General features: G+C 73.3%; 22 protein-coding genes. 16 read left to right on the top strand and 6 right to left on the bottom strand.

Annotation, left to right across the window (positions count from 1 at the left end):
- Nucleotides 1-11 precede the first annotated feature (11 nt).
- Nucleotides 12-641, top strand: a complete 630-nt coding sequence (locus tag ACZ4VK_RS01305) for a GNAT family N-acetyltransferase (RefSeq protein ID WP_468347234.1) — start codon at nt 12-14, stop codon at nt 639-641.
- 85 nt (nt 642-726) lie between these two features.
- Here ACZ4VK_RS01305 and ACZ4VK_RS01300 read toward each other — a convergent pair whose 3' ends face one another.
- The gene (locus ACZ4VK_RS01300; RefSeq protein ID WP_468347232.1) at nt 727-900 is read right to left on the bottom strand and encodes a hypothetical protein; all 174 of its coding nucleotides are present in this window, start codon (nt 898-900) and stop codon (nt 727-729) included.
- Nucleotides 901-1,115: 215 nt separating this feature from the next.
- Between ACZ4VK_RS01300 and ACZ4VK_RS01295 the strand changes: the two genes are divergently transcribed.
- The 4 genes from ACZ4VK_RS01295 (at nt 1,116) to ACZ4VK_RS01280 (ending at nt 5,103) form a co-directional block, all read left to right on the top strand.
- A complete protein-coding gene (locus tag ACZ4VK_RS01295) occupies nt 1,116-2,480 on the top strand; it encodes an NYN domain-containing protein (protein WP_468347230.1) in 1,365 nt (454 codons plus the stop codon).
- Between the two features lie 20 nt (nt 2,481-2,500).
- Entirely contained in the window at nt 2,501-3,472 is a 972-nt protein-coding gene (locus ACZ4VK_RS01290; RefSeq protein WP_468348788.1) for an ABC transporter ATP-binding protein, read from the top strand.
- Nucleotides 3,473-3,599: 127 nt separating this feature from the next.
- Nucleotides 3,600-4,427, top strand: coding sequence for an ABC transporter permease (locus ACZ4VK_RS01285; protein WP_468347228.1), 828 nt, complete (start codon nt 3,600-3,602; stop codon nt 4,425-4,427).
- A gap of 34 nt (nt 4,428-4,461) precedes the next feature.
- Complete coding sequence (locus ACZ4VK_RS01280) at nt 4,462-5,103, top strand: DUF2567 domain-containing protein (RefSeq protein WP_468347226.1); 642 nt, start codon at nt 4,462-4,464, stop codon at nt 5,101-5,103.
- Nucleotides 5,104-5,136: 33 nt separating this feature from the next.
- Here the strand turns inward: ACZ4VK_RS01280 and ybaK are convergent, their stop codons facing one another.
- The 4 genes from ybaK to ACZ4VK_RS01260 all read right to left on the bottom strand — a co-directional run bounded on the left by ybaK (nt 5,137) and on the right by ACZ4VK_RS01260 (nt 9,277).
- A complete protein-coding gene (ybaK, locus tag ACZ4VK_RS01275; RefSeq protein WP_468347225.1) occupies nt 5,137-5,634 on the bottom strand; it encodes a Cys-tRNA(Pro) deacylase in 498 nt (165 codons plus the stop codon).
- Between the two features lie 74 nt (nt 5,635-5,708).
- A complete protein-coding gene (locus ACZ4VK_RS01270) occupies nt 5,709-6,446 on the bottom strand; it encodes an LON peptidase substrate-binding domain-containing protein (RefSeq protein ID WP_468347223.1) in 738 nt (245 codons plus the stop codon).
- A 10-nt stretch (nt 6,447-6,456) separates the two neighbouring features.
- Nucleotides 6,457-7,536: a hypothetical protein gene (locus ACZ4VK_RS01265; protein WP_468347222.1), complete on the bottom strand. Its 1,080-nt coding sequence runs from the start codon at nt 7,534-7,536 to the stop codon at nt 6,457-6,459.
- A gap of 136 nt (nt 7,537-7,672) precedes the next feature.
- The gene (locus ACZ4VK_RS01260; RefSeq protein WP_468347220.1) at nt 7,673-9,277 is read right to left on the bottom strand and encodes an oxidoreductase; all 1,605 of its coding nucleotides are present in this window, start codon (nt 9,275-9,277) and stop codon (nt 7,673-7,675) included.
- Between the two features lie 224 nt (nt 9,278-9,501).
- On the opposite strand from ACZ4VK_RS01260, the gene hisD reads away from it, so the two are divergent.
- The 10 genes from hisD (at nt 9,502) to ACZ4VK_RS01210 (ending at nt 17,154) form a co-directional block, all read left to right on the top strand.
- Nucleotides 9,502-10,836, top strand: a complete 1,335-nt coding sequence (gene hisD / locus ACZ4VK_RS01255; protein WP_468347218.1) for a histidinol dehydrogenase — start codon at nt 9,502-9,504, stop codon at nt 10,834-10,836.
- Complete coding sequence (locus tag ACZ4VK_RS01250; protein ID WP_468347216.1) at nt 10,833-11,963, top strand: histidinol-phosphate transaminase; 1,131 nt, start codon at nt 10,833-10,835, stop codon at nt 11,961-11,963. Before hisD ends, ACZ4VK_RS01250 begins: the two co-directional genes overlap by 4 nt.
- Entirely contained in the window at nt 11,941-12,534 is a 594-nt protein-coding gene (gene hisB, locus ACZ4VK_RS01245) for an imidazoleglycerol-phosphate dehydratase HisB (protein ID WP_351213136.1), read from the top strand. The genes ACZ4VK_RS01250 and hisB overlap by 23 nt, the downstream gene beginning before the upstream one ends.
- Before the next feature lie 4 nt (nt 12,535-12,538).
- Nucleotides 12,539-12,706: a hypothetical protein gene (locus ACZ4VK_RS01240; protein WP_389682955.1), complete on the top strand. Its 168-nt coding sequence runs from the start codon at nt 12,539-12,541 to the stop codon at nt 12,704-12,706.
- Nucleotides 12,703-13,353 carry an imidazole glycerol phosphate synthase subunit HisH gene (gene hisH, locus ACZ4VK_RS01235; protein WP_468347213.1) on the top strand — a complete coding sequence of 217 codons (651 nt, stop codon included), beginning with the start codon at nt 12,703-12,705 and terminating at the stop codon, nt 13,351-13,353. The genes ACZ4VK_RS01240 and hisH overlap by 4 nt, the downstream gene beginning before the upstream one ends.
- The gene (gene priA, locus ACZ4VK_RS01230; protein ID WP_468347211.1) at nt 13,350-14,075 is read left to right on the top strand and encodes a bifunctional 1-(5-phosphoribosyl)-5-((5-phosphoribosylamino)methylideneamino)imidazole-4-carboxamide isomerase/phosphoribosylanthranilate isomerase PriA; all 726 of its coding nucleotides are present in this window, start codon (nt 13,350-13,352) and stop codon (nt 14,073-14,075) included. Before hisH ends, priA begins: the two co-directional genes overlap by 4 nt.
- A complete protein-coding gene (locus tag ACZ4VK_RS01225) occupies nt 14,072-14,470 on the top strand; it encodes a RidA family protein (RefSeq protein WP_468347210.1) in 399 nt (132 codons plus the stop codon). Before priA ends, ACZ4VK_RS01225 begins: the two co-directional genes overlap by 4 nt.
- Entirely contained in the window at nt 14,467-15,222 is a 756-nt protein-coding gene (gene hisF, locus ACZ4VK_RS01220) for an imidazole glycerol phosphate synthase subunit HisF (protein WP_468347208.1), read from the top strand. Before ACZ4VK_RS01225 ends, hisF begins: the two co-directional genes overlap by 4 nt.
- 109 nt (nt 15,223-15,331) lie before the next feature.
- Nucleotides 15,332-15,919, top strand: a complete 588-nt coding sequence (locus tag ACZ4VK_RS01215) for an ArsR/SmtB family transcription factor (RefSeq protein ID WP_468347206.1) — start codon at nt 15,332-15,334, stop codon at nt 15,917-15,919.
- Complete coding sequence (locus ACZ4VK_RS01210) at nt 15,916-17,154, top strand: MFS transporter (RefSeq protein WP_468347204.1); 1,239 nt, start codon at nt 15,916-15,918, stop codon at nt 17,152-17,154. Before ACZ4VK_RS01215 ends, ACZ4VK_RS01210 begins: the two co-directional genes overlap by 4 nt.
- 24 nt (nt 17,155-17,178) lie before the next feature.
- Here the strand turns inward: ACZ4VK_RS01210 and ACZ4VK_RS01205 are convergent, their stop codons facing one another.
- Nucleotides 17,179-17,814: a TIGR03085 family metal-binding protein gene (locus ACZ4VK_RS01205; protein ID WP_468347202.1), complete on the bottom strand. Its 636-nt coding sequence runs from the start codon at nt 17,812-17,814 to the stop codon at nt 17,179-17,181.
- Between the two features lie 84 nt (nt 17,815-17,898).
- Between ACZ4VK_RS01205 and hisI the strand changes: the two genes are divergently transcribed.
- Nucleotides 17,899-18,249: a phosphoribosyl-AMP cyclohydrolase gene (hisI, locus tag ACZ4VK_RS01200; RefSeq protein ID WP_468347200.1), complete on the top strand. Its 351-nt coding sequence runs from the start codon at nt 17,899-17,901 to the stop codon at nt 18,247-18,249.
- The last annotated feature ends 2 nt before the right edge of the window (nt 18,250-18,251 follow it).

The following is an 18,251-nucleotide window of genomic DNA, read 5'->3' as shown; positions in this document are numbered from 1 at the left end:
GGGTGCGGTGGATGACCTCAGAGCCGCACATCCGCCCGTACCGGCCGTCGGACCGCGCCGCCCTCGCCGACATCTGCGTCAGGACGGCACACGAGGGCGGGGACTCGTCGCACGTCCATCCCGACCCGGAGCTGATGCCGACGATCTTCGCCTACCCGTACGTGGAGCTGGAACCCGACTTCGCCTTCGTCCTCGACGACGGCGCAGGGAGCGCCGTCGGGTACGTGCTGGGCGCTCCGGACACGGCGGCCTTCGCCGGACGGTTCCGCTCCGAGTGGCTGCCCCGGGTGACGGGCCGGTACCCGGCCCTCACGGGAGCGGCCCGTACGCCGAGCGAGGAGATGATCGAGCTGCTGCACGCGCCGGAGCACATGGTCCGCGACGAACTGGCCGGTTTTCCGGCCCACCTGCACATCGACGTGCTGCCCGACTGGCAGGGGCGGGGGCACGGCCGCGCGCTGATCGCGACGCTCCTCGACGCGCTGCGGCGGCGCGGGGTCCCTGCCGTCCACCTCTGCATGGTCAGGGCGAACACCCCGGCGCGTGCCTTCTACGACCGGCTGGGGTTCCGGCTGCTCGCCGTGGACGAGGACGACTCCAGCCCGGTCTGGTACCTGGGCAGGCCGACGACGGCGGTGTGAGGGGCGCGATCGTACGGGTCCGCGCGGGTCCGCGCGCAAGGGGCGCGCCCGTGGTCACGGGCGCGCCCCTTTGCCGTCGGTCGCGTCAGTTGTGCCCGAAGCGCTTCTGACGGCCCTTGCGGGCGACGTCGCTCGGCAGGACCTGGGAGGCGCGCTGCGACGCCTCGGACTCCATCGCCGACTGCTGCGCCTGCTGGCTGCCGCGCTCGGCCGGCGACTGCTGCTTCTGGCTGCGGTTCTGATTGCGGTTCTTGGCCATGGTGATGCCTCCTCAAAGGGACCTAGGGGCCAGGGCCGCTGTCAGACTCACATACCGCACTAACCACCGCATGTTGGATCATTACGGAGCGTAAGGATCCGTCGAACGTGACATCCGCCACGCCGATGATCCAGTTCCGGCCGTCGAGCCCCCGCCCTTCGGGCAGACTCGAAGGAAATCCGAAGCAACTCCGATCCCGAGGTTCCCGAAAGAGGGTGGAACACGTGGACCGCTGCGTCGTCCTGGTGGACGCCGGCTACCTGCTGGGCGCCGCCGCCAGTCTCCTCGCCGGGGAACCGGCCCGCTCCAGGATCACCGTCGACCACGCCGGGCTCATCCAGCAGCTGCGCCAGCGCGCCGAGGCCGAGACCGCGCTGCCCCTGCTGCGGATCTACTGGTTCGACGGCGCGCCCGACCGGGTGCCCCAGCCCGAGCACCGCAGGCTGCGGGTGATGCCCCGGGTCACCGTCCGGCTCGGCGCGCTGACCCGGAGCGACGGACGCTGGGCGCAGAAGGGCGTCGACGCGGCCATGCACACCGAGCTGACCGAACTCGCCAGGAACAGGGCCTGCTCCGACATCGTGCTCGTCACCGGGGACGGCGACCTGCTGCCCGGCCTGATGTCCGCCAAGGAGCACGGCGTCGCCGTCCACCTCTGGGCCGTCCAGGCCGCCGACGGCGACTACAACCAGTCCGAGGACCTGGTCGCCGAGGCCGACGAACGCCGGGTCCTCGACCGGGCCTGGATCACCCGCGCCGTCCGCGCCAAGGACCTCACCGGCATCTGCTCGCCGCCGCCCGCCCCGCGCCCCGAGATCGCCGCCATCCTCTCCGCGCCGCTGCCCGAGGCGGCCCTCGCCGCCTCCGCGGGACGCGCCGCCGACGAGGCCGCCGCCACCCGGGCCGCCGGGGAGGTCTCCACCGCCGACGGCAACGGCCACGTCCACGGTGACGGCCGTACGCACCGGGGCGACGGCCACTCCCACGGCAACGGGCACGTCCGCGACGACGAGCACGGCGACGGTTCCGGCGCGGCCGCCCCCGCCCCCGGCAAGGTCGTCCCCACCCCCAAGGACCTGGCCGGACTGCGCGGTCCCGGCGCGGCCGCCGCCAACGGCGCCCCCGCGCCGCAGGGCGCGAGCGCGCTCCGCTGGTCCTCCGACCGGGGCTGGGTCGAACGCCCCGCCACCGCGCTCGGCGAACCGGCCGAGACCGCGTTCCTGCCCACCCTCGCCACCCTCACCAGCGCCGAGCAGCGCTGGGCGGACCGCGAGGAGGACATCACCACCGTCGGCGGAGACCCGTTCGAGGTCGGACAGGTGTTCGCCCGCCGGTGGATGGAACGGCTCCCCGAGCAGAGCCACGTCCAGAAGCTGTCCACTCTCTACCCCCGCATCCCCCACCGCATCGACGGCGAACTCCTCCGCTACGCCGCACGGTTCGGTCTGCTCGCCCACAAGGACGACCAGATCGACGAGCACGACCGGTACGCGATCCGGGCCGGATTCTGGCGCGAGATCGACGTCCGGGCCGCCGGCGAACACGCCCCCGCGCCCGGAGCGGGCCCGGCGACCCCGTAGGCTCTTCCCCCGTGAGTACGGTGTGCGCGGTGCGGGATCTGGTCAAGACGTACCCCGCCACGCGCGGCAGGCGCGGTGCGCCCGCGACACCCGAGGTGCGGGCCACCGACGGGATCAGCCTCGACGTGCGCGGCGGCGAGATCTTCGGCCTGCTCGGCCCCAACGGAGCCGGCAAGTCCACGCTCGTGCGCCAGCTCACCGGACTCATGCGCCCCGACTCCGGCACCGTACGGCTCCTCGGCCACGACCTCGTACGCCACCCCGAGCGGGCGTCCCGGCTCCTCGCCTACCTCGGTCAGGAGTCCACCGCCCTCGACGAGCTGACCGTCGCCCTCGCCGCCGAGACCACCGGACGGCTGCGCGGCCTCACCGCCCACGACGCCCGCGCCGAGCGCGACGCCGTCCTGGCGGAGCTCGGCCTCGGGGAACTCGCCTCCCGGCCCCTCAGGAAGCTCTCCGGCGGACAGCGGCGGCTCGCCTGCTTCGCCGCCGTGCTCGTCGGCCGGCGCCCCGTCCTCGTCCTCGACGAGCCCACCACCGGCATGGACCCCGTCGCCCGCCGCGCCGTCTGGGCGGCCGTCGACCGGCGGCGCGCCGAACACGGCACCACCGTGCTGCTCGTCACCCACAACGTCATCGAGGCCGAGACCGTCCTCGACCGGGTCGCCGTCCTGGAACACGGCAGGGTCATCGCCTGCGACACCCCCGCGGGGCTCAAGGAACGCGTCGCGGGCGAGGTCCGCGTCGAGCTGGTGTGGCGCGAGTCGGCCCCCCTCCACCTGCCCGAGGTCGCCGCGCTGCGCGGGCTCGCCCAGGAGACGGGCCGGCGCTGGATCCTCCGGCTCGCCCCCGACGCGGCCCGCGCGGCCGTCGCCACCGTCACCGGCGGCGCCGCCTTCGCCGCCCTCGACGACTTCACCCTGGCGACGCCGAGCCTCGAGGACGTGTACCTGGCGCTCGGCGGCGCGACCGAGGGGCTGGTGAAGGCGTGACCTTCCCGGATCAGGACGTGACCTTCCCCGGGCAGGACGTGACCTTCCCGGATCTCCGGGTGCTCCCCGCCCGCCCGCATCCCCGACGCCTCCGCGTCCCGTACGTGACCGTCAGGAGCTGTACGCAGTGAGCACCGTGCCCGCCGAGGTCCTGCCGACCGGCGCGCTTCCCCTCCGGGCCCTCGACGACGAGGACGCCGCGGCGCCCCTCGCCCCGCGCGCCCGTCTCCTTCCGGCCATGGCCGCCGTCTACCGCGCGCAGCTCTCCCGGGCCCGGGTCGCCCGCATCCCGCTCCTCTTCGTGGCCACCTTCCAGTCCATCGGGATCATGGTCCTGATGCGCGGGGTCGTCGACGGCGGCTCCGAGGCGCGCGCCGTCGTGGCCGGCTCCACCGTCCTCGTCGTCGCCTTCGTCGCGCTCAACCTGCTCGCCCAGTACTTCGGGCAGCTGCGGGCGACCGGCGGCCTCGACCACTACGCCACCCTGCCCGTGCCGCCCGCCGCCGTCGTGCTCGGCGCGGCCGGGGCGTACGCCTCCTTCACCGTGCCCGGCACCGCCGTCACCGCCGTCGCCGGCTCCGTGCTCTTCGGGCTGCCCCTCGGGCACCTCTGGATCCTCGCCGCCGTCGTCCCGCTCGCCGGGGCGGCCCTCGCCGGGCTCGGCGCCGCCCTCGGACTCCTCGCGCCCCGCCAGGAGCTGGCCACCCTCCTCGGCCAGCTCGGCATGTCGGCGGCGCTGCTCCTCGGCGTCCTCCCGGCGGAGCGGCTGCCGGAGCCCATCGGCTGGGCCCGCGACCTGCTGCCGTCGACGTACGGCGTGGAGGCCCTGGCCCGCACCTTCGACCCGCACCCCGACTGGGCGGCCGTCGCCCTCGACCTCGCCGTCTGCGGGGTGGTCGGCGTGGTCTCCCTCGCGGTCGCGACCTGGGCGTACCGGCGGGCCGCCGTCCGCTGAGGCGGGACCCGGGAGCACCTGGCACGATGGCGGGGTGACCGCACCTCTGACTCCGCCTCACCAGCCGCAGCCGCACGACCCCGACTGGCCGCCGCCGCCCCCGCCGACGCTCGGCCCGGCAGGGGACCCGATCACCGCGGCCGAGGTCGTGCGGGGCGTTCTGGTGACCCTCGTCTCGGCGGTCGCGGGGGCGCTGCTCGGAGTGCTGTGGCTGAACCTGGCCCCGCGTGTCCTGCTCATCTCGGACGGCAAGGGGGTCTACCTCCGCAACTCCGAGGGGGAGGCGGCGATCGGCGCGGACGGGACGTTCGTGCTCCTCGCCCTCGCCTTCGGCGCGGTCGCCGCGCTCGTCGTCTTCCTGCTGCGCCGCAAGGGCGGGGTCCCGCTGGTGCTCGGGCTCGCGCTCGGCGGTGTGCTCGGCTCGCTGCTCGCCTGGGGCCTCGGGACGTACTTCGGTCCCACGCGGAACGTGGTCGCGCACGCGAAGGCGGTCGGCGCCGGCGTCCCCTTCGAGGCGCCGCTCGAACTGAACCTGGCGGCCGCCGCGATGCTGGCCTGGCCGCTCGCCGCGATGATCGTGTACCTGGCGCTCATGGGCCTCTTCGGCCCCCGCGACCCGGAACCGGAGCCGTGGGACCAGCCGAAGGCGTACGGCCACGGCCCGACCCCGAGCTGACGGGCCGGCCCGGCGGCCGCGCGCGGACGACCGTCAGACGCGGCCGATCGGGGCCACCACCGCGGAGGTGAGGGCGGCCAGGTCCGTGGGGGAGAGCTCCACTTCGAGACCGCGCCGGCCCGCCGAGACGCAGATGGACGCGTGGTCCGAGGCCGAGGCGTCGAGGACCGTACGGAGCCGCTTGCGCTGGCCGAGCGGGGAGATGCCGCCGCGGACGTAGCCCGTGGTGCGCTCCGCCGCCGTCGGGTCCGCCATCGCCGCCCGCTTGCCGCCGACCGCGGAGGCCAGCGCCTTCAGGTCGAGCTGGCCCGCGACCGGGACCACGGCGACGGTCAGCTCGCCGTCGACGTCCGCCACGAGCGTCTTGAAGACCCGGTCGGGGGAGACCCCGAGGGCCTCCGCCGCCTCCTCGCCGTACGAGGGGGAGGCCGGGTCGTGCTCGTACGCGTGCAGGGTGAAGTCCGTACCGGCCGCCGTCAGGGCCACCGTCGCCGGCGTGCCGCCACTGTTCTTCTTCTGCTTCTTCGCCACGCGCTCGCTCTTCCTGGCTCGGATCGGCTCGGATCGGCTGGTTCCGGACCGGCTTCCGGTCTGCTCGGGCCGGGTCAGTTCGGGTACGTCGGGGTCTGCGTCAGGTCCACCACGGGCAGCGACGGCAGGTGCCGCAGTACCGCCGTCTCCGCGCGGAGCAGCGTCAGCTCCTCGCGCAGCCGGGTCGCCGTGTCCGGGGCCTGGAGCAGCCGCTGCTTCGACGGGGTGTCGAGCACCGCCGCGGCCGCGACCAGGTACGACACCACCGAGGGGTCGTCCGGCAGCTCGCTCGTCGTCAGCGAACGCTCCCGCGCCCCCGCGAGCCGCTTCTGGTAGCTGCGGAAGGCCCGCAGCACCCCCTCGGAGAGGGGGCCGGCCTCCTCGCCCTGTTCCTCCGGGATCTCCTCGACCTCCGCGACGAGGAACGGCCCGCCGGCGTCGACCGAGAGCAGCTTCACCCGGGTCGTGCCGGTGGCCATCACCTCGAAGCTGCCGTCGGAGCGCTCCCGGATCGACGCCGCGTCGGCGATGCAGCCGACCCGGTGGAAGGCCTGGATCGGGTCGGAGCCGAAGCCCGCCGCCGGGCCCTTCTCCGGCAGCGCCGTCTGGTCCGGCATGCCCGGCGCGGTCGGCGCGACCTCGCGGCCGTCCCGGATGGCGACGACGGCGAAGCGGCGCGGCTCCGTGTCGTCGATCGTGAGCAGCTCGCGCATCATGGCGCGATAACGCGCCTCGAAGACGTTCAGCGGCAGCACGAGGCCCGGGAACAGCACCGTGTTGAGCGGAAAGAGAGGCAGGCGAGCGGTGGTCACAGCGGTCAGCCTAATGGCCGCCGGGCCCGCCTCGTCCGGCCCGTCCTCCTCCGGTGCCCCACAGCGGCGTCCGGCGGGCCAGCTCGCCCCGCACCCGGTCCCGCGCGGCGAGGAAACCGCGCAGGGGGTCCCCCCTGTTCGAGCGAAGCTGAGAGCTGGGGGGAGGATCCTCCCCTACGGCACCCCGCGCGGCCCCCCACGGGAAGGAGGTCGCGTGGGCCCCGATCCGGCCGAACTCCTCCGCCGCCTCCTCCCACCGCCCGCGCTCGACCAGCACGTACGCGAGCAGGTTCCGGATCTCAGCGGGCCAGGGGTCCCCTGTCGGGAAGGACGCCGAAAGGGCCAGGGCGCGGTGCGCCGCCCGGTCGATCCGGGCCTCCACCACGGACGGGTCCAGATGCGCCGGCACCCGCAGCCGGTCGTAGGCGGCCCGCACCGGCAACGCCCGTACGAGCGAGTCGGCGGCGGCGTCGTCGGCCGCCTGCTCGGCGAAGTCGAAGGCGGCCCGGTGTGAGCCGTACCACTGCGCGGAGAGGTACTTGAGGGCCGCGGCATGGGAGCCGTAGTGGTGCGGGGAGCGGCGCACCGCCTGCGCCCAGAGCGACTCGAAGACGGTGTGCCCGGCGTGCGACCCGCGCGCGTGGTCCAGGGCGAGCCGCCACGGCACCGGGTCGTGCGAGGCCTCCTGGGCGACCGCCGAGATCAGCGGGCCGAGCTCGCGCAGCCGCTCGGCCCGCGCGGGGGACTCCCAGGCCCTGCGGACGGAGAGCTGCGCCGTGACGAGCAGGGCGTCGGGGTCACCGGGCGCGGCGGAGAGCCAGTGGGTCAGCCAGTCGTCCCTGTGGTGCGCGAAGGTGGCGAGCCGGGTGACGTACCGGTCGCGGTCCTCCCACTCGCCGGCGTCCCGGGTGGTGGCGAGCAGTTTCGCGGCCGGCTCCGGGTCGTCGAGGGCGGCGGCGACCAGGGCGGGGCCGAGCCGCTCGTCCGGGGCGTCGAGCAGCACGTCGTCGTCCGGGACGAAGCCGGCGGCGAGCCGCGGGGTGTGCCGCGCCGAGCGGACGGCGCCGATCAGGGCACGGAACAAGGACATGGTGCTCCCTATTCTGTCCCGGCTCCTCCGGCCGCGGCAGCCCACCTCACAGCCCGTACACCAAACCTCCGCCTGCCTCGCGACGCCATGCGCGAGTGACGACACCCCTAGCCCCTGCTCAGGAGCCGGGTCCCCCCTAGCCCCTGCTCAGGAGCCGGGTCGCGCCCGCCGCCACCGTCGTCGCCAGGATCCAGCCGAGCAGGATCAGCACCGCCGCCACCCACTGCCAGACGCCTTCGAGCCGCCAGTAGCCGTCCTGGCCGAGGTTGATCACCGGGATCAGCAGGTCCAGGGCGTACAGCGGGCCGTTCCAGGCGGGCGCCTCGTCCGCCTTCAGCGGTATCGGGCGGTAGCGGGAGAAGACCACCGTGCCCGCCGCCCACAGGACCGCCATCCACAGCGCCGCACGCCCCGGGCGGTAGCCGTACGCCACGGTCAGGTCCTGGAGGTATCCCCAGAGCTTGCCCGCCACCGGCAGGGTCTCGCGTCTGCGCCGCTGCTTGGCCAGCAGCACCTCGCGGGCGTCGGCGTCCTCCCCGCTGTTGCGCAGGACGGTCGCGAGGCGTTCGTACGGCTCGGGGGCGTACTCCGGGGTCGCCGCCGCCACCCACTCCAGGCGCCGGGCCAGCGGGAAGTGCCCGTACGGCACGAGGTTCTCGTAGGCGAAGCCGCCCATCGCGAGCCCGCCGGGGCCCGGCCAGCTGGTCGACAGGTCGATCAGCGTGACGACCTTGGCGCCGTTGAGCACGACGCGGCCCTCCTCGGGGCGCTCCCCGTTGAACCTCAGCTCCGGGGTGACGATCCGGCGCAGCGAGACCTCCTCCCGGCGGGCCCCGTCAAGGAGGAACCGGGCGTGGTGGAGGTCCACCGCGTCACCGAACCGGCCGTCGTCGAGCCGCACCCCGCCGTGGAACTCCACCGGCTTGCGGTGGGCGCCCTGGGCGGGCGTCACCCCGTACGGCGGGGTGGTCGTGGTGCTTCCGGTGAAATGCGCGTCCTCGTACACCCAGGCCGCGTTCAGATAGAGAGAGCGCTCCACCGTCAGCTGGGGCGCGTTGAGCGCGCGGCGGCCCTGCGCGCCGCGCAGCACGCTGCCCCGGAGGCTGAGCGAGACGCCGATCTTCGCCCCGCGCAGGCTCAGCTCCCCGTGCGTCTCGATCAGCTCGGCCTGGAGGTCCTGGGCGACCACGAGACCGTCCGCGGCGATGGCCCGTCCCCGCCGGTCCGGCCACACCTGGATCTGGTTGACGAGCAGGTCCGTGCCGATCTGCGCGTCGGTGAGACGGATGCCCCACGTCACCCGGCAGCGCGGAAGGTGCAGGTCCCCCTCGGTGTGCAGCCGGGCGGCCTCAAGACGCGGCAGCGCGCACTCGACCATTCGCAACGTGCCGAAGCGGGCCTCGGGCAGCACCACCTCGCCGTCGAACCGGCAGCCGTGCAGCTCGACGTACGGCCCTATCGTCCCGCCCGCCAGATTGAGCACGCCCGTGATCCGGACCCCGCGCAGCTTCAGCGCGGCCACCCGGCCGGACCTGGCCGGTGGTCCGGCGAGCAGCAGCAGCGCCACCACATCGGCGCGGACGCTCCGCTCCTCCCCCCACTCCTGTCCCCCGAAGGGGTCGTCCCGCTCCGCGATCCCCTCCGTCAGATCGCACGTCCTGCCGACGCGGAACGCCCGCCACATGGCCCGCTCCGGGCCCGTGAGACCGTCCGGCATCCCGTCCTCGTGCGGCTCGGTCACTGCCGCCCCCCTCGCTTTCCACGATCCGTTCCCCCGAATCCACGATTCCGTTTCCGGGGTCCCGTGGATTCGTACAGCCGTTCTTCCCGCTGTGTGACGGGCTGAACGCTAACGGTCAGGGGTGGCGACAAGACGCCAGTGTGGCGTGTATCGGTCAGTGAATGGCATGTATCAGCTGTTGATACGGGCGACCGGCGTTGTAGGCCGTCTGCGAGAATTGACCCGTGATCTCTCGAATCGATCTGCGCGGCGAGGCCCTCCCCGAGGGTTCCGCCCTGCGCGACCTGCTGCCCCGTGCCGAGTTCGACGTGGAAGCCGCCCTGGAGACGGTGCGGCCGATCTGCGAGGACGTACGGCATCATGGCGCGGCCGCGGTGATCGACTACGGGGAGAAATTCGACGGCGTGCGCCTGGAGCGGCTGCGCGTCCCCGCCGAGGAGCTCACCCGCGCCCTGGACGAGCTCGACCCGGCCGTCCGCGCCGCCCTCGAGGAGTCCATCCGCCGCGCCCGCCTCGTCCACCGTGAGCAGCGCCGCACCACCCACACCACCCAGGTCGTCCCCGGCGGCACGGTCACGGAGAAGTGGATCCCGGTCGACCGCGTCGGCCTGTACGTGCCGGGCGGCCGCTCCGTCTACCCGTCCTCCGTCGTGATGAACGTCGTCCCCGCCCAGGAGGCCGGAGTCGAGGGCGTGGCCATCGCCTCGCCCCCGCAGAAGGAGTTCGGCGGCCTTCCGCACCCCACGATCCTGGCGGCCTGCGCCCTGCTCGGCGTCGACGAGGTCTACGCCGCCGGCGGCGCCCAGGCCATCGCCATGTTCGCGTACGGCACGGAGGGCCCCGAGGGCTGCGCCCCGGTCAACCTGGTCACCGGCCCCGGCAACATCTACGTGGCCGCCGCCAAGCGTCTCCTCAAGGGCCGCATCGGCATCGACGCGGAGGCCGGACCGACGGAGATCGCGATCCTCGCGGACTCCTCCGCCGACGCCGTCCACGTCGCCGCCGACCTCATCAGCCAGGCCGAGCACGACCCGATGGCCGCCTCCGTCCTCGTCACCGACTCGGAGGAGCTGGCCGCCGCCACCGAGGCCGAGCTGAAGACCCAGGTCGCCGCCTCCAAGCACATCGACGACCGGATCGTCCCCGCCCTCTCGGGGAAGCAGTCCGCGATCGTCCTCGTGGACGGCATCGACGAGGGCCTCAAGGTCGTCGACGCCTACGGAGCCGAGCACCTGGAGATCCAGACCCGCGACGCCTCCGCCGTCGCCGACCGGGTCCGCAACGCGGGCGCGGTCTTCGTCGGCCCCTGGGCGCCGGTCTCCCTCGGCGACTACTGCGCCGGGTCCAACCACGTCCTGCCCACCGGCGGCTGCGCCTGCCACTCCTCGGGCCTCTCCGTGCAGTCCTTCCTGCGCGGCGTGCACATCGTGGACTACACGCGTGACGCGCTCGCCGACGTCGCCCACCACGTCGTCACCCTCGCCGAGGCCGAGGACCTCCCGGCCCACGGCGCGGCGATCAAGGCGAGGTTCGGATGGAAGGTGCCGGAAAGCAAGTGACCGAGATCCGGATCGACGACCTGCCCGTCCGCGACGAGCTGCGCGGCAAGTCCCCCTACGGCGCGCCCCAGCTCGACGTCCCCGTCCAGCTGAACACCAACGAGAACCCCTACCCGCTGCCCGAGCCGCTCGTGGCCCGGATCGCGGAGCGGGTCGCCGAGGCCGCCCGCGGCCTCAACCGCTACCCCGACCGGGACGCGGTCGAGCTCCGCACCGAGCTCGCCCGCTACCTCACCCGTACCGGCGGGCACCCGGTCGCCGTCGAGAACGTGTGGGCGGCCAACGGCTCCAACGAGGTCCTCCAGCAGCTGCTTCAGACCTTCGGCGGCCCCGGCCGTACCGCCATCGGCTTCGAGCCCTCGTACTCGATGCACGCCCTGATCGCCCGCGGCACCGGCACGGGCTGGATCTCCGGTCCGCGGAACGAGGATTTCACCATCGACGTGGCGGCGGCCACGAAGGCGATCGCCGAGCACCGGCCCGACGTCGTCTTCATCACCTCCCCCAACAACCCCACCGGCACAGCGGTCGCGGCCGACACCGTCCTCGCCCTGTACGAGGCGGCCCAGGCGGCCAGGCCCTCGATGGTGGTCGTCGACGAGGCCTACGTGGAGTTCAGCCACCGGGACTCGCTGCTGCCCCTCCTGGAGGGCCGCCCGAACCTGGTGGTCTCCCGGACCATGTCCAAGGCCTTCGGCGCCGCCGGACTCCGCCTCGGCTACCTCGCCGCCCACCCGGCCGTGGTCGACGCCGTCCAGCTGGTCCGCCTGCCGTACCACCTCTCCGCCGTCACCCAGGCGACCGCGCTCGCCGCCCTCGAGCACACCGACACCCTCCTCGGGTACGTCGAGCAGCTCAAGGCCGAGCGCGACCGGCTCGTCACCGAGCTCCGCGCCCTCGGCTGCGAGGTCACCGACTCGGACGCCAACTTCGTGCAGTTCGGGAGGTTCCCCGACGCGCACGCGGCCTGGCAGCGGATCCTCGACCAGGGCGTCCTGGTCCGGGACAACGGCGTACCGGGTTGGCTACGGGTCACCGCCGGCACCCCCGAAGAGAACGACGCGTTCCTCGACGCGGTTCGTGAATTGATGAAGGAGCAGAGCGATGAGCCGCGTAGGCCGCGTTGAGCGCACCACCAAGGAGACCTCCGTCGTCGTCGAGATCGACCTCGACGGCACCGGAAAGGTCGACGTGTCGACCGGGGTCGGCTTCTACGACCACATGCTCGACCAGCTCGGCCGGCACGGTCTGTTCGACCTGACGGTCAAGACCGACGGCGACCTGCACATCGACTCGCACCACACCATCGAGGACACCGCCCTCGCCCTCGGCGCCGCCTTCAAGCAGGCCCTCGGCGACAAGGTCGGCATCTACCGCTTCGGCAACTGCACGGTCCCGCTCGACGAGTCGCTCGCCCAGGTGACCGTGGACCTCTCGGGCCGCCCGTACCTCGTGCACACCGAGCCCGAGAACATGGCGCCGATGATCGGCTCGTACGACACGACGATGACCCGGCACATCTTCGAGTCGTTCGTCGCCCAGGCCCAGATCGCGCTGCACATCCACGTCCCGTACGGGCGCAACGCCCACCACATCGTGGAGTGCCAGTTCAAGGCCCTCGCCCGCGCCCTCCGCTACGCCTCCGAGCGCGACGTGCGCGCCGCCGGCATCCTCCCCTCCACGAAGGGCGCGCTCTAACTCCATGACAGGCCTCTCCACCGTCCTCATCGTCGTCGGGCTCTTCCTCGCCGGCGGTGTGTACTCCTTCTCCAAACAACAGCTGCCCAAGGGCGTGATCGCCGTCCTCGCCATCGCCTCCGTGATGTGCCTGGTCGCCGGCGTCCTGCGGATCCAGGGAATCTGGGAATGAGCACCGTGAGCACGCCCAAGAAGGTCGTCGTCTTCGACTACGGCTTCGGCAACGTCCGCTCCGCCGAGCGCGCGCTCGCCCGCGTCGGCGCCGACGTCGAGATCACCCGCGACTACGAGAAGGCCATGAACGCGGACGGGCTCCTCGTCCCCGGCGTCGGCGCCTTCTCCGCCTGCATGCAGGGGCTCAAGGAGGCCCGCGGCGACTGGATCGTCGGCCGCCGCCTCTCCGGCGGCCGCCCGGTCATGGGCATCTGCGTCGGCATGCAGATCCTCTTCGCGCACGGCATCGAGCACGGCGTGGAGACCGAGGGCCTCGACGAGTGGCCCGGTACGGTCGAGCCGTTGAACGCCCCCGTCGTCCCCCACATGGGCTGGAACACGGTCGACGCCCCCGAGGGCAGCGAGCTGTTCGCGGGCCTCGACGCCGACGCCCGGTACTACTTCGTGCACTCCTACGGGGTGCGCGAGTGGACCCTGGAGGTCGGCAACCCCAACATGCGCGCCCCCAAGGTCGCCTGGACCACCCACGGCGAGCCCTTCGTCGCCGCCGTCGAGAACGGCGCCCTGTGGGCCACCCAGTTCCACCCCGAGAAGTCCGGCGACGCCGGCGCCCAGCTCCTCACCAACTGGATCGGAACCCTGTGAGCACTCTCGAACTCCTCCCCGCCGTCGACGTCCGCGACGGCCAGGCCGTCCGGCTCGTCCACGGCGAGTCCGGCAGCGAGACCTCCTACGGCGCCCCGCTGGAGGCCGCCCTGGCCTGGCAGCGTGCCGGCGCCGAGTGGCTCCACCTGGTCGACCTCGACGCCGCCTTCGGCACCGGCGACAACCGCGACCTGGTCCGCCAGGTCACCGAAGCCATGGACATCAAGGTCGAGCTCTCCGGCGGCATCCGCGACGACGCCTCGCTGGCCGCCGCCCTCGCCACCGGCTGCACCCGCGTCAACCTCGGCACCGCCGCCCTGGAGACGCCCGAGTGGGTCGCCAAGGTCATCGCCGAGCACGGCGACAAGATCGCCGTCGGCCTCGACGTACGCGGCACGACCCTCCGCGGCCGCGGCTGGACCCGCGACGGCGGCGACCTCTACGAGACGCTCGCCCGCCTCGACTCCGAGGGCTGCTCCCGCTACGTCGTCACCGACATCGCCAAGGACGGCACCCTCCAGGGCCCCAACCTGGAGCTCCTGAGGAACGTCTGCGCGGCCACCGACAAGCCCGTCGTCGCCTCCGGCGGCGTGTCCTCCCTCGACGACCTGCGGGCCCTGTCCGAGCTGGTCCCGCTGGGCGTGGAGGGCGCGATCGTCGGCAAGGCGCTGTACGCCAAGGCGTTCACCCTGGAAGAGGCGCTCGCGGTGGTGAAGCCGTGACCGCCGAGGTCCGCAAGGTCGTGACCGGCGCTCCCTGGGAGGACCAGTTCGGCTACTCGCGAGCGGTGCGGCTGCCGAACGGTCTGGTCCTGGTCTCCGGCTGTACGTCGGTGGTCGGCGGCCAGATCGCCGGCGGAGGCCCCTACGAGCAGGCGATGAACTCCTTCAACGTGGCCTTCTCGGCGCTGAAGCAGCTGGACATGGGCCCGGAGCACGTCGTGCGCACCCGGATGTACATCACCCACGCCCGGGACGTGGACGAGGTCGGCCGCGCGCACAAGGAGCTCTTCGACGCCGTCCGCCCCGCCGCCTCCATGATCATCGTCTCCGGCTTCGTCGACCCGAGTCTGGTCGTCGAGGTCGAGGTGGAAGCCTTCCGGGGTGATGCGGCATGAGCCTCGCCGTACGCGTGATCCCCTGCCTGGACGTGGACAACGGCCGGGTCGTGAAGGGCGTCAACTTCCAGAACCTGCGGGACGCCGGTGACCCCGTCGAGATGGCCAAGCTGTACGACGCCGAGGGCGCCGACGAGCTGACCTTCCTCGACATCACCGCGTCCTCCGGCAACCGCGAGACCACCTACGACGTGGTGCGCCGCACCGCCGAGCAGGTCTTCATCCCGCTCACGGTCGGCGGCGGCGTCCGGTCGGCGGAGGACGTCGACAAGCTGCTGCGGGCCGGCGCCGACAAGGTGGGCGTCAACACCGCCGCCATCGCGCGCCCCGAGCTGATCCAGGAGATCGCGGAGCGCTTCGGCCGCCAGGTCCTCGTCCTGTCGGTCGACGCCCGGCGTACGGCCTCGGGCTCCTTCGAGGTGACGACGCACGGCGGCCGCAAGGGCACCGGCATCGACGCCGTCGAGTGGGCGCACCGGGCCGCCGAGCTGGGTGCGGGGGAGATCCTGCTCAACTCGATGGACGCGGACGGGACGAAGGACGGCTACGACACCGAGATGATCGCGGCCGTGCGCAAGCACGTCACGGTGCCGGTGATCGCCTCCGGCGGAGCCGGGAAGCTCTCCGACTTCGCGCCGGCCGTGGCGGCGGGCGCGGACGCGGTGCTCGCGGCCTCCGTCTTCCACTTCGGCGACCTGCGGATCTCGCAGGTCAAGGACGCGCTGCGGGAGGCGGGCCGGCCGGTCCGCTGAGCGGGTGCGCGGGAGGGCCCCTCCGGGGGCCCTCCTTCTTCGCGAGATGCACAGGATTATTTGTGCAATTCTCATTGCGCAGTTTTTCCTTCCTGTCTAACGTCGTGTCATGACCTCGCCGGAGAACCGCCGGATCACCGATCTCGGCACCCTCAAAGCCATCTCGCACCCGCTGCGGATGCGCCTCTACCGCGCCCTCTTCGTGGCCCGCACCGCCACGGCGTCCCAGCTCGCCGACCAGGTCGACGAGGCCGTCTCCCTCGTCAGCTACCACCTGCGCAAGCTCGCCGACCACGGTCTGATCGAGGAGGCCGAGACGCAGTCGGCGGACGGCCGCGAACGCTGGTGGAAGCCCAGCTCGTACGGCTTCAGCATCCAGGAGGAGGACGTCAGGGGCGCCCCCGAACTGGTCGCCGCGAGCGACGCCTTCGGCCGTACGGTCAACGAACAGCGCGTCGAACTCCACCGCCGCTTCCTCGACGAACGGCTCACCTGGTCCGAGGAGTGGCGCTCCGCCTCCCTCAGCGCCGAGTGGCTGCCCCGCCTCAACGCCGCCGAACTCACCGCCCTCGGCAAGGAACTCGAAGCCGTCCTCCAGAAGTACGACCAGGCCGCCCGCGCCGCCGAAGCGGCCGGCGACACCGAGGGCCGCGAGAACGTCGCCGTGCACCTCCACGCGTTCCCGTACCGCTCATGACGGCCACGCTGCTCGCCGCCGCCGAGCGCCCCGCCTACCGCGACCCCAACGTCCTGCGCTGGCTCGGTGCGTACACCGCGTCCGCCACCGGCGACATGGTCTACCACCTGGCCCTCTCCTGGGCCGCCGTCCAGAGCGGCACGCCCGCGCAGGCCGGGACCGTCCTCGCCCTCAGCGCCGTGATGCGCGCCCTGCTCATGCTCTTCGGGGGAGTGGTCGCCGACCGCTTCGGGCCCCGGCGGGTCGTCATCTCCTCCGACGCCGTCCGCTGCGGCGTCGTCCTCGGCGTCGCCGCGCTCCTCGCGCTCACCAGCCCCGGGCTCTGGGTCCTCGCGGCCGTCGCCCTCGTCTTCGGAGCCGTGGACGCCCTCTTCATGCCCGCCGTCGGCGCCCTGCCGCCGCGGATCGCCCCCGCCGCCCAGCTCGCCCGGGTCCAGGGGATGCGGAACCTCGCCTACCGGACCTCGGTCCTGGTCGGCGCCCCGCTCGGCGGGCTCGCGGTCGCCCTCGGCGGATCGGCCGCCGCGTTCGGCGCCGCCGGTCTGCTCTTCGCCTTCTCGCTGCCCCTGCTCCTGGCGCTCCGCCTCTCGCCGCTGCCGGCCGACGAGGCGCCGAGGGAGAAGACCACGGCCCTGCGCGACCTGACCGACGGACTCCGCTACCTCCGCCGGCACCGCGTCCTCGGACCGCTCGTGATCGTCGTCGCCCTGAGCGACCTGGGCTTCGTCGGTCCCCTCAACGTCGGCCTCGCGCTCCTCTCCGACCAGCGCGGCTGGGGCGCCGCCGGCATCGGCTGGGTCCTCGCCGGCTTCGGTACGGGAGCGGGGGCCGCGTCACTGCTCCTGACCGTACGGGGCCGCGTCCCGCGCGCCGGCCGGGTCCTCTCCTGGACCATCGCCCTCGGCGCGGTGTCGATCGGCGCCCTCGCGTACGTCCCGCGGCTGCCGGTGGCCGTGGCCGTGGCCGTCACGGTCGGCCTGCTCGCCGGGCTCAGCGGCGCCCTGTGCGGAGCGCTCACCCAGACCGAGTGCGCCCCCGCCTACCTCGGCAGGGTCACCTCGGTGACCACCTTCTTCAGCCTCGGCGTCGCCCCGCTGAGCTTCCCGCTCACCGGCGCGGCCGTCGGCCTGTGGGGACCGGCGCCGGTCTTCACCGCCAGCGCCGCCGTCTGCGCCCTGGGTGGGATCTACGGCCTCTCGGTCAAGGCCCTCCGCCGCGCGGAACTGCCCCGCTAGCGGCCTGTCCCGCCGGGGCCCCGGTCAGAGCCCCAGCTGCTTCGTCTCCCGCAGCCGCTCGATCGCCTCCGGCTCCCCGTCGAGCTCCACCTTGGCCGAGGCCTGGCGCCCGTACAGGTACATCGTCAGCTCGCCGGGCTCCCCGGAGGCCGTCACCACCGGGGTGCCCCGGTGCGCCACCACCGTCTGGCCGTTCGGGCGGCGCAGCACGAGGCCCACCGGGACCTTGCGGCCGAGGAGACGGGCGGTGCGCTCCAGACGGGACCAGAGGGCGTCCGCGAAGACCGGGTCGAGCTCCCGCGACGACCAGTCGGGCTGGGCGCGGCGCACGTCCTCGGCGTGGACGTAGAACTCGACGACGTTCGCCCCCTCGTCCACCTGCTTGATGGTGAAGGGCGAGAACCGCGGCGGACCCGTACGGATGAGCTGGATCAGCTCCTCGTACGGTTTGTCGGCGAACTCCGCCATCACCCGGTCCTGCCGGTCCTTCAGCGCCGGCACGAGCGAACCGGCGGCCGCGTCGGGGCGCCGCTCCCGCACCACCACATGGGCCGCGAGGTCCCGGGTCCGCCAGCCCTCGCAGAGCGTCGGGGCGTCCGGACCGGCCGCCTCCAACAAGTCGGCGAGCAGAAGCCGTTCACGTTTGGCATGGGTCGACATGACCGCCAGCGTACGGCGGTCGCCGCCGGTCCGCCCAGTGGACGCTCCGCCGGACACCCCCGACGGGCGCGGCACAATGGCGCCATGAGCAGCAATCTCGACCCGGCCCTCGCCGCCCGGCTCAAGCGCAGCCCGGACGGGCTCCTCCCCGCCATCGCCCAGCAGTACGACACCGGCGAGGTGCTGATGCTCGGCTGGATGGACGACGAGGCCCTGCACCGCACCCTCACCACCGGCCGCTGCACCTACTGGTCCCGCAGCCGCCAGGAGTACTGGGTCAAGGGCGACACCTCGGGCCACTTCCAGCACGTCAGGTCCGTCGCCCTCGACTGCGACGCCGACACCGTCCTCGTCAAGGTCGACCAGGTCGGGGCCGCCTGCCACACCGGCGCCCGGACCTGCTTCGACGCCGACGTGCTCCTCGCATCCGAGTAGGG

The sequence above is a fragment of the Streptomyces sp. NPDC028711 genome, assembly GCF_055565415.1.
Note: the sequence above shows the minus strand (reverse complement) of the source record. Positions and strands in the feature narration are given on the sequence as shown.

Coding starts and splice junctions, on each gene's coding strand:
- ACZ4VK_RS01305 (WP_468347234.1), top strand. CDS start 12: ATGACCTCAGAGCCGCACATCCGCCCGTACCGGCCGTCGGACCGCGCC.
- ACZ4VK_RS01300 (WP_468347232.1), bottom strand. CDS start 900: ATGGCCAAGAACCGCAATCAGAACCGCAGCCAGAAGCAGCAGTCGCCG.
- ACZ4VK_RS01265 (WP_468347222.1), bottom strand. CDS start 7,536: ATGTCCTTGTTCCGTGCCCTGATCGGCGCCGTCCGCTCGGCGCGGCAC.
- hisB (WP_351213136.1), top strand. CDS start 11,941: ATGAGCCGCGTAGGCCGCGTTGAGCGCACCACCAAGGAGACCTCCGTC.
- ACZ4VK_RS01240 (WP_389682955.1), top strand. CDS start 12,539: ATGACAGGCCTCTCCACCGTCCTCATCGTCGTCGGGCTCTTCCTCGCC.
- hisH (WP_468347213.1), top strand. CDS start 12,703: ATGAGCACCGTGAGCACGCCCAAGAAGGTCGTCGTCTTCGACTACGGC.
- hisF (WP_468347208.1), top strand. CDS start 14,467: ATGAGCCTCGCCGTACGCGTGATCCCCTGCCTGGACGTGGACAACGGC.
- ACZ4VK_RS01215 (WP_468347206.1), top strand. CDS start 15,332: ATGACCTCGCCGGAGAACCGCCGGATCACCGATCTCGGCACCCTCAAA.
- ACZ4VK_RS01210 (WP_468347204.1), top strand. CDS start 15,916: ATGACGGCCACGCTGCTCGCCGCCGCCGAGCGCCCCGCCTACCGCGAC.
- ACZ4VK_RS01205 (WP_468347202.1), bottom strand. CDS start 17,814: ATGTCGACCCATGCCAAACGTGAACGGCTTCTGCTCGCCGACTTGTTG.
- hisI (WP_468347200.1), top strand. CDS start 17,899: ATGAGCAGCAATCTCGACCCGGCCCTCGCCGCCCGGCTCAAGCGCAGC.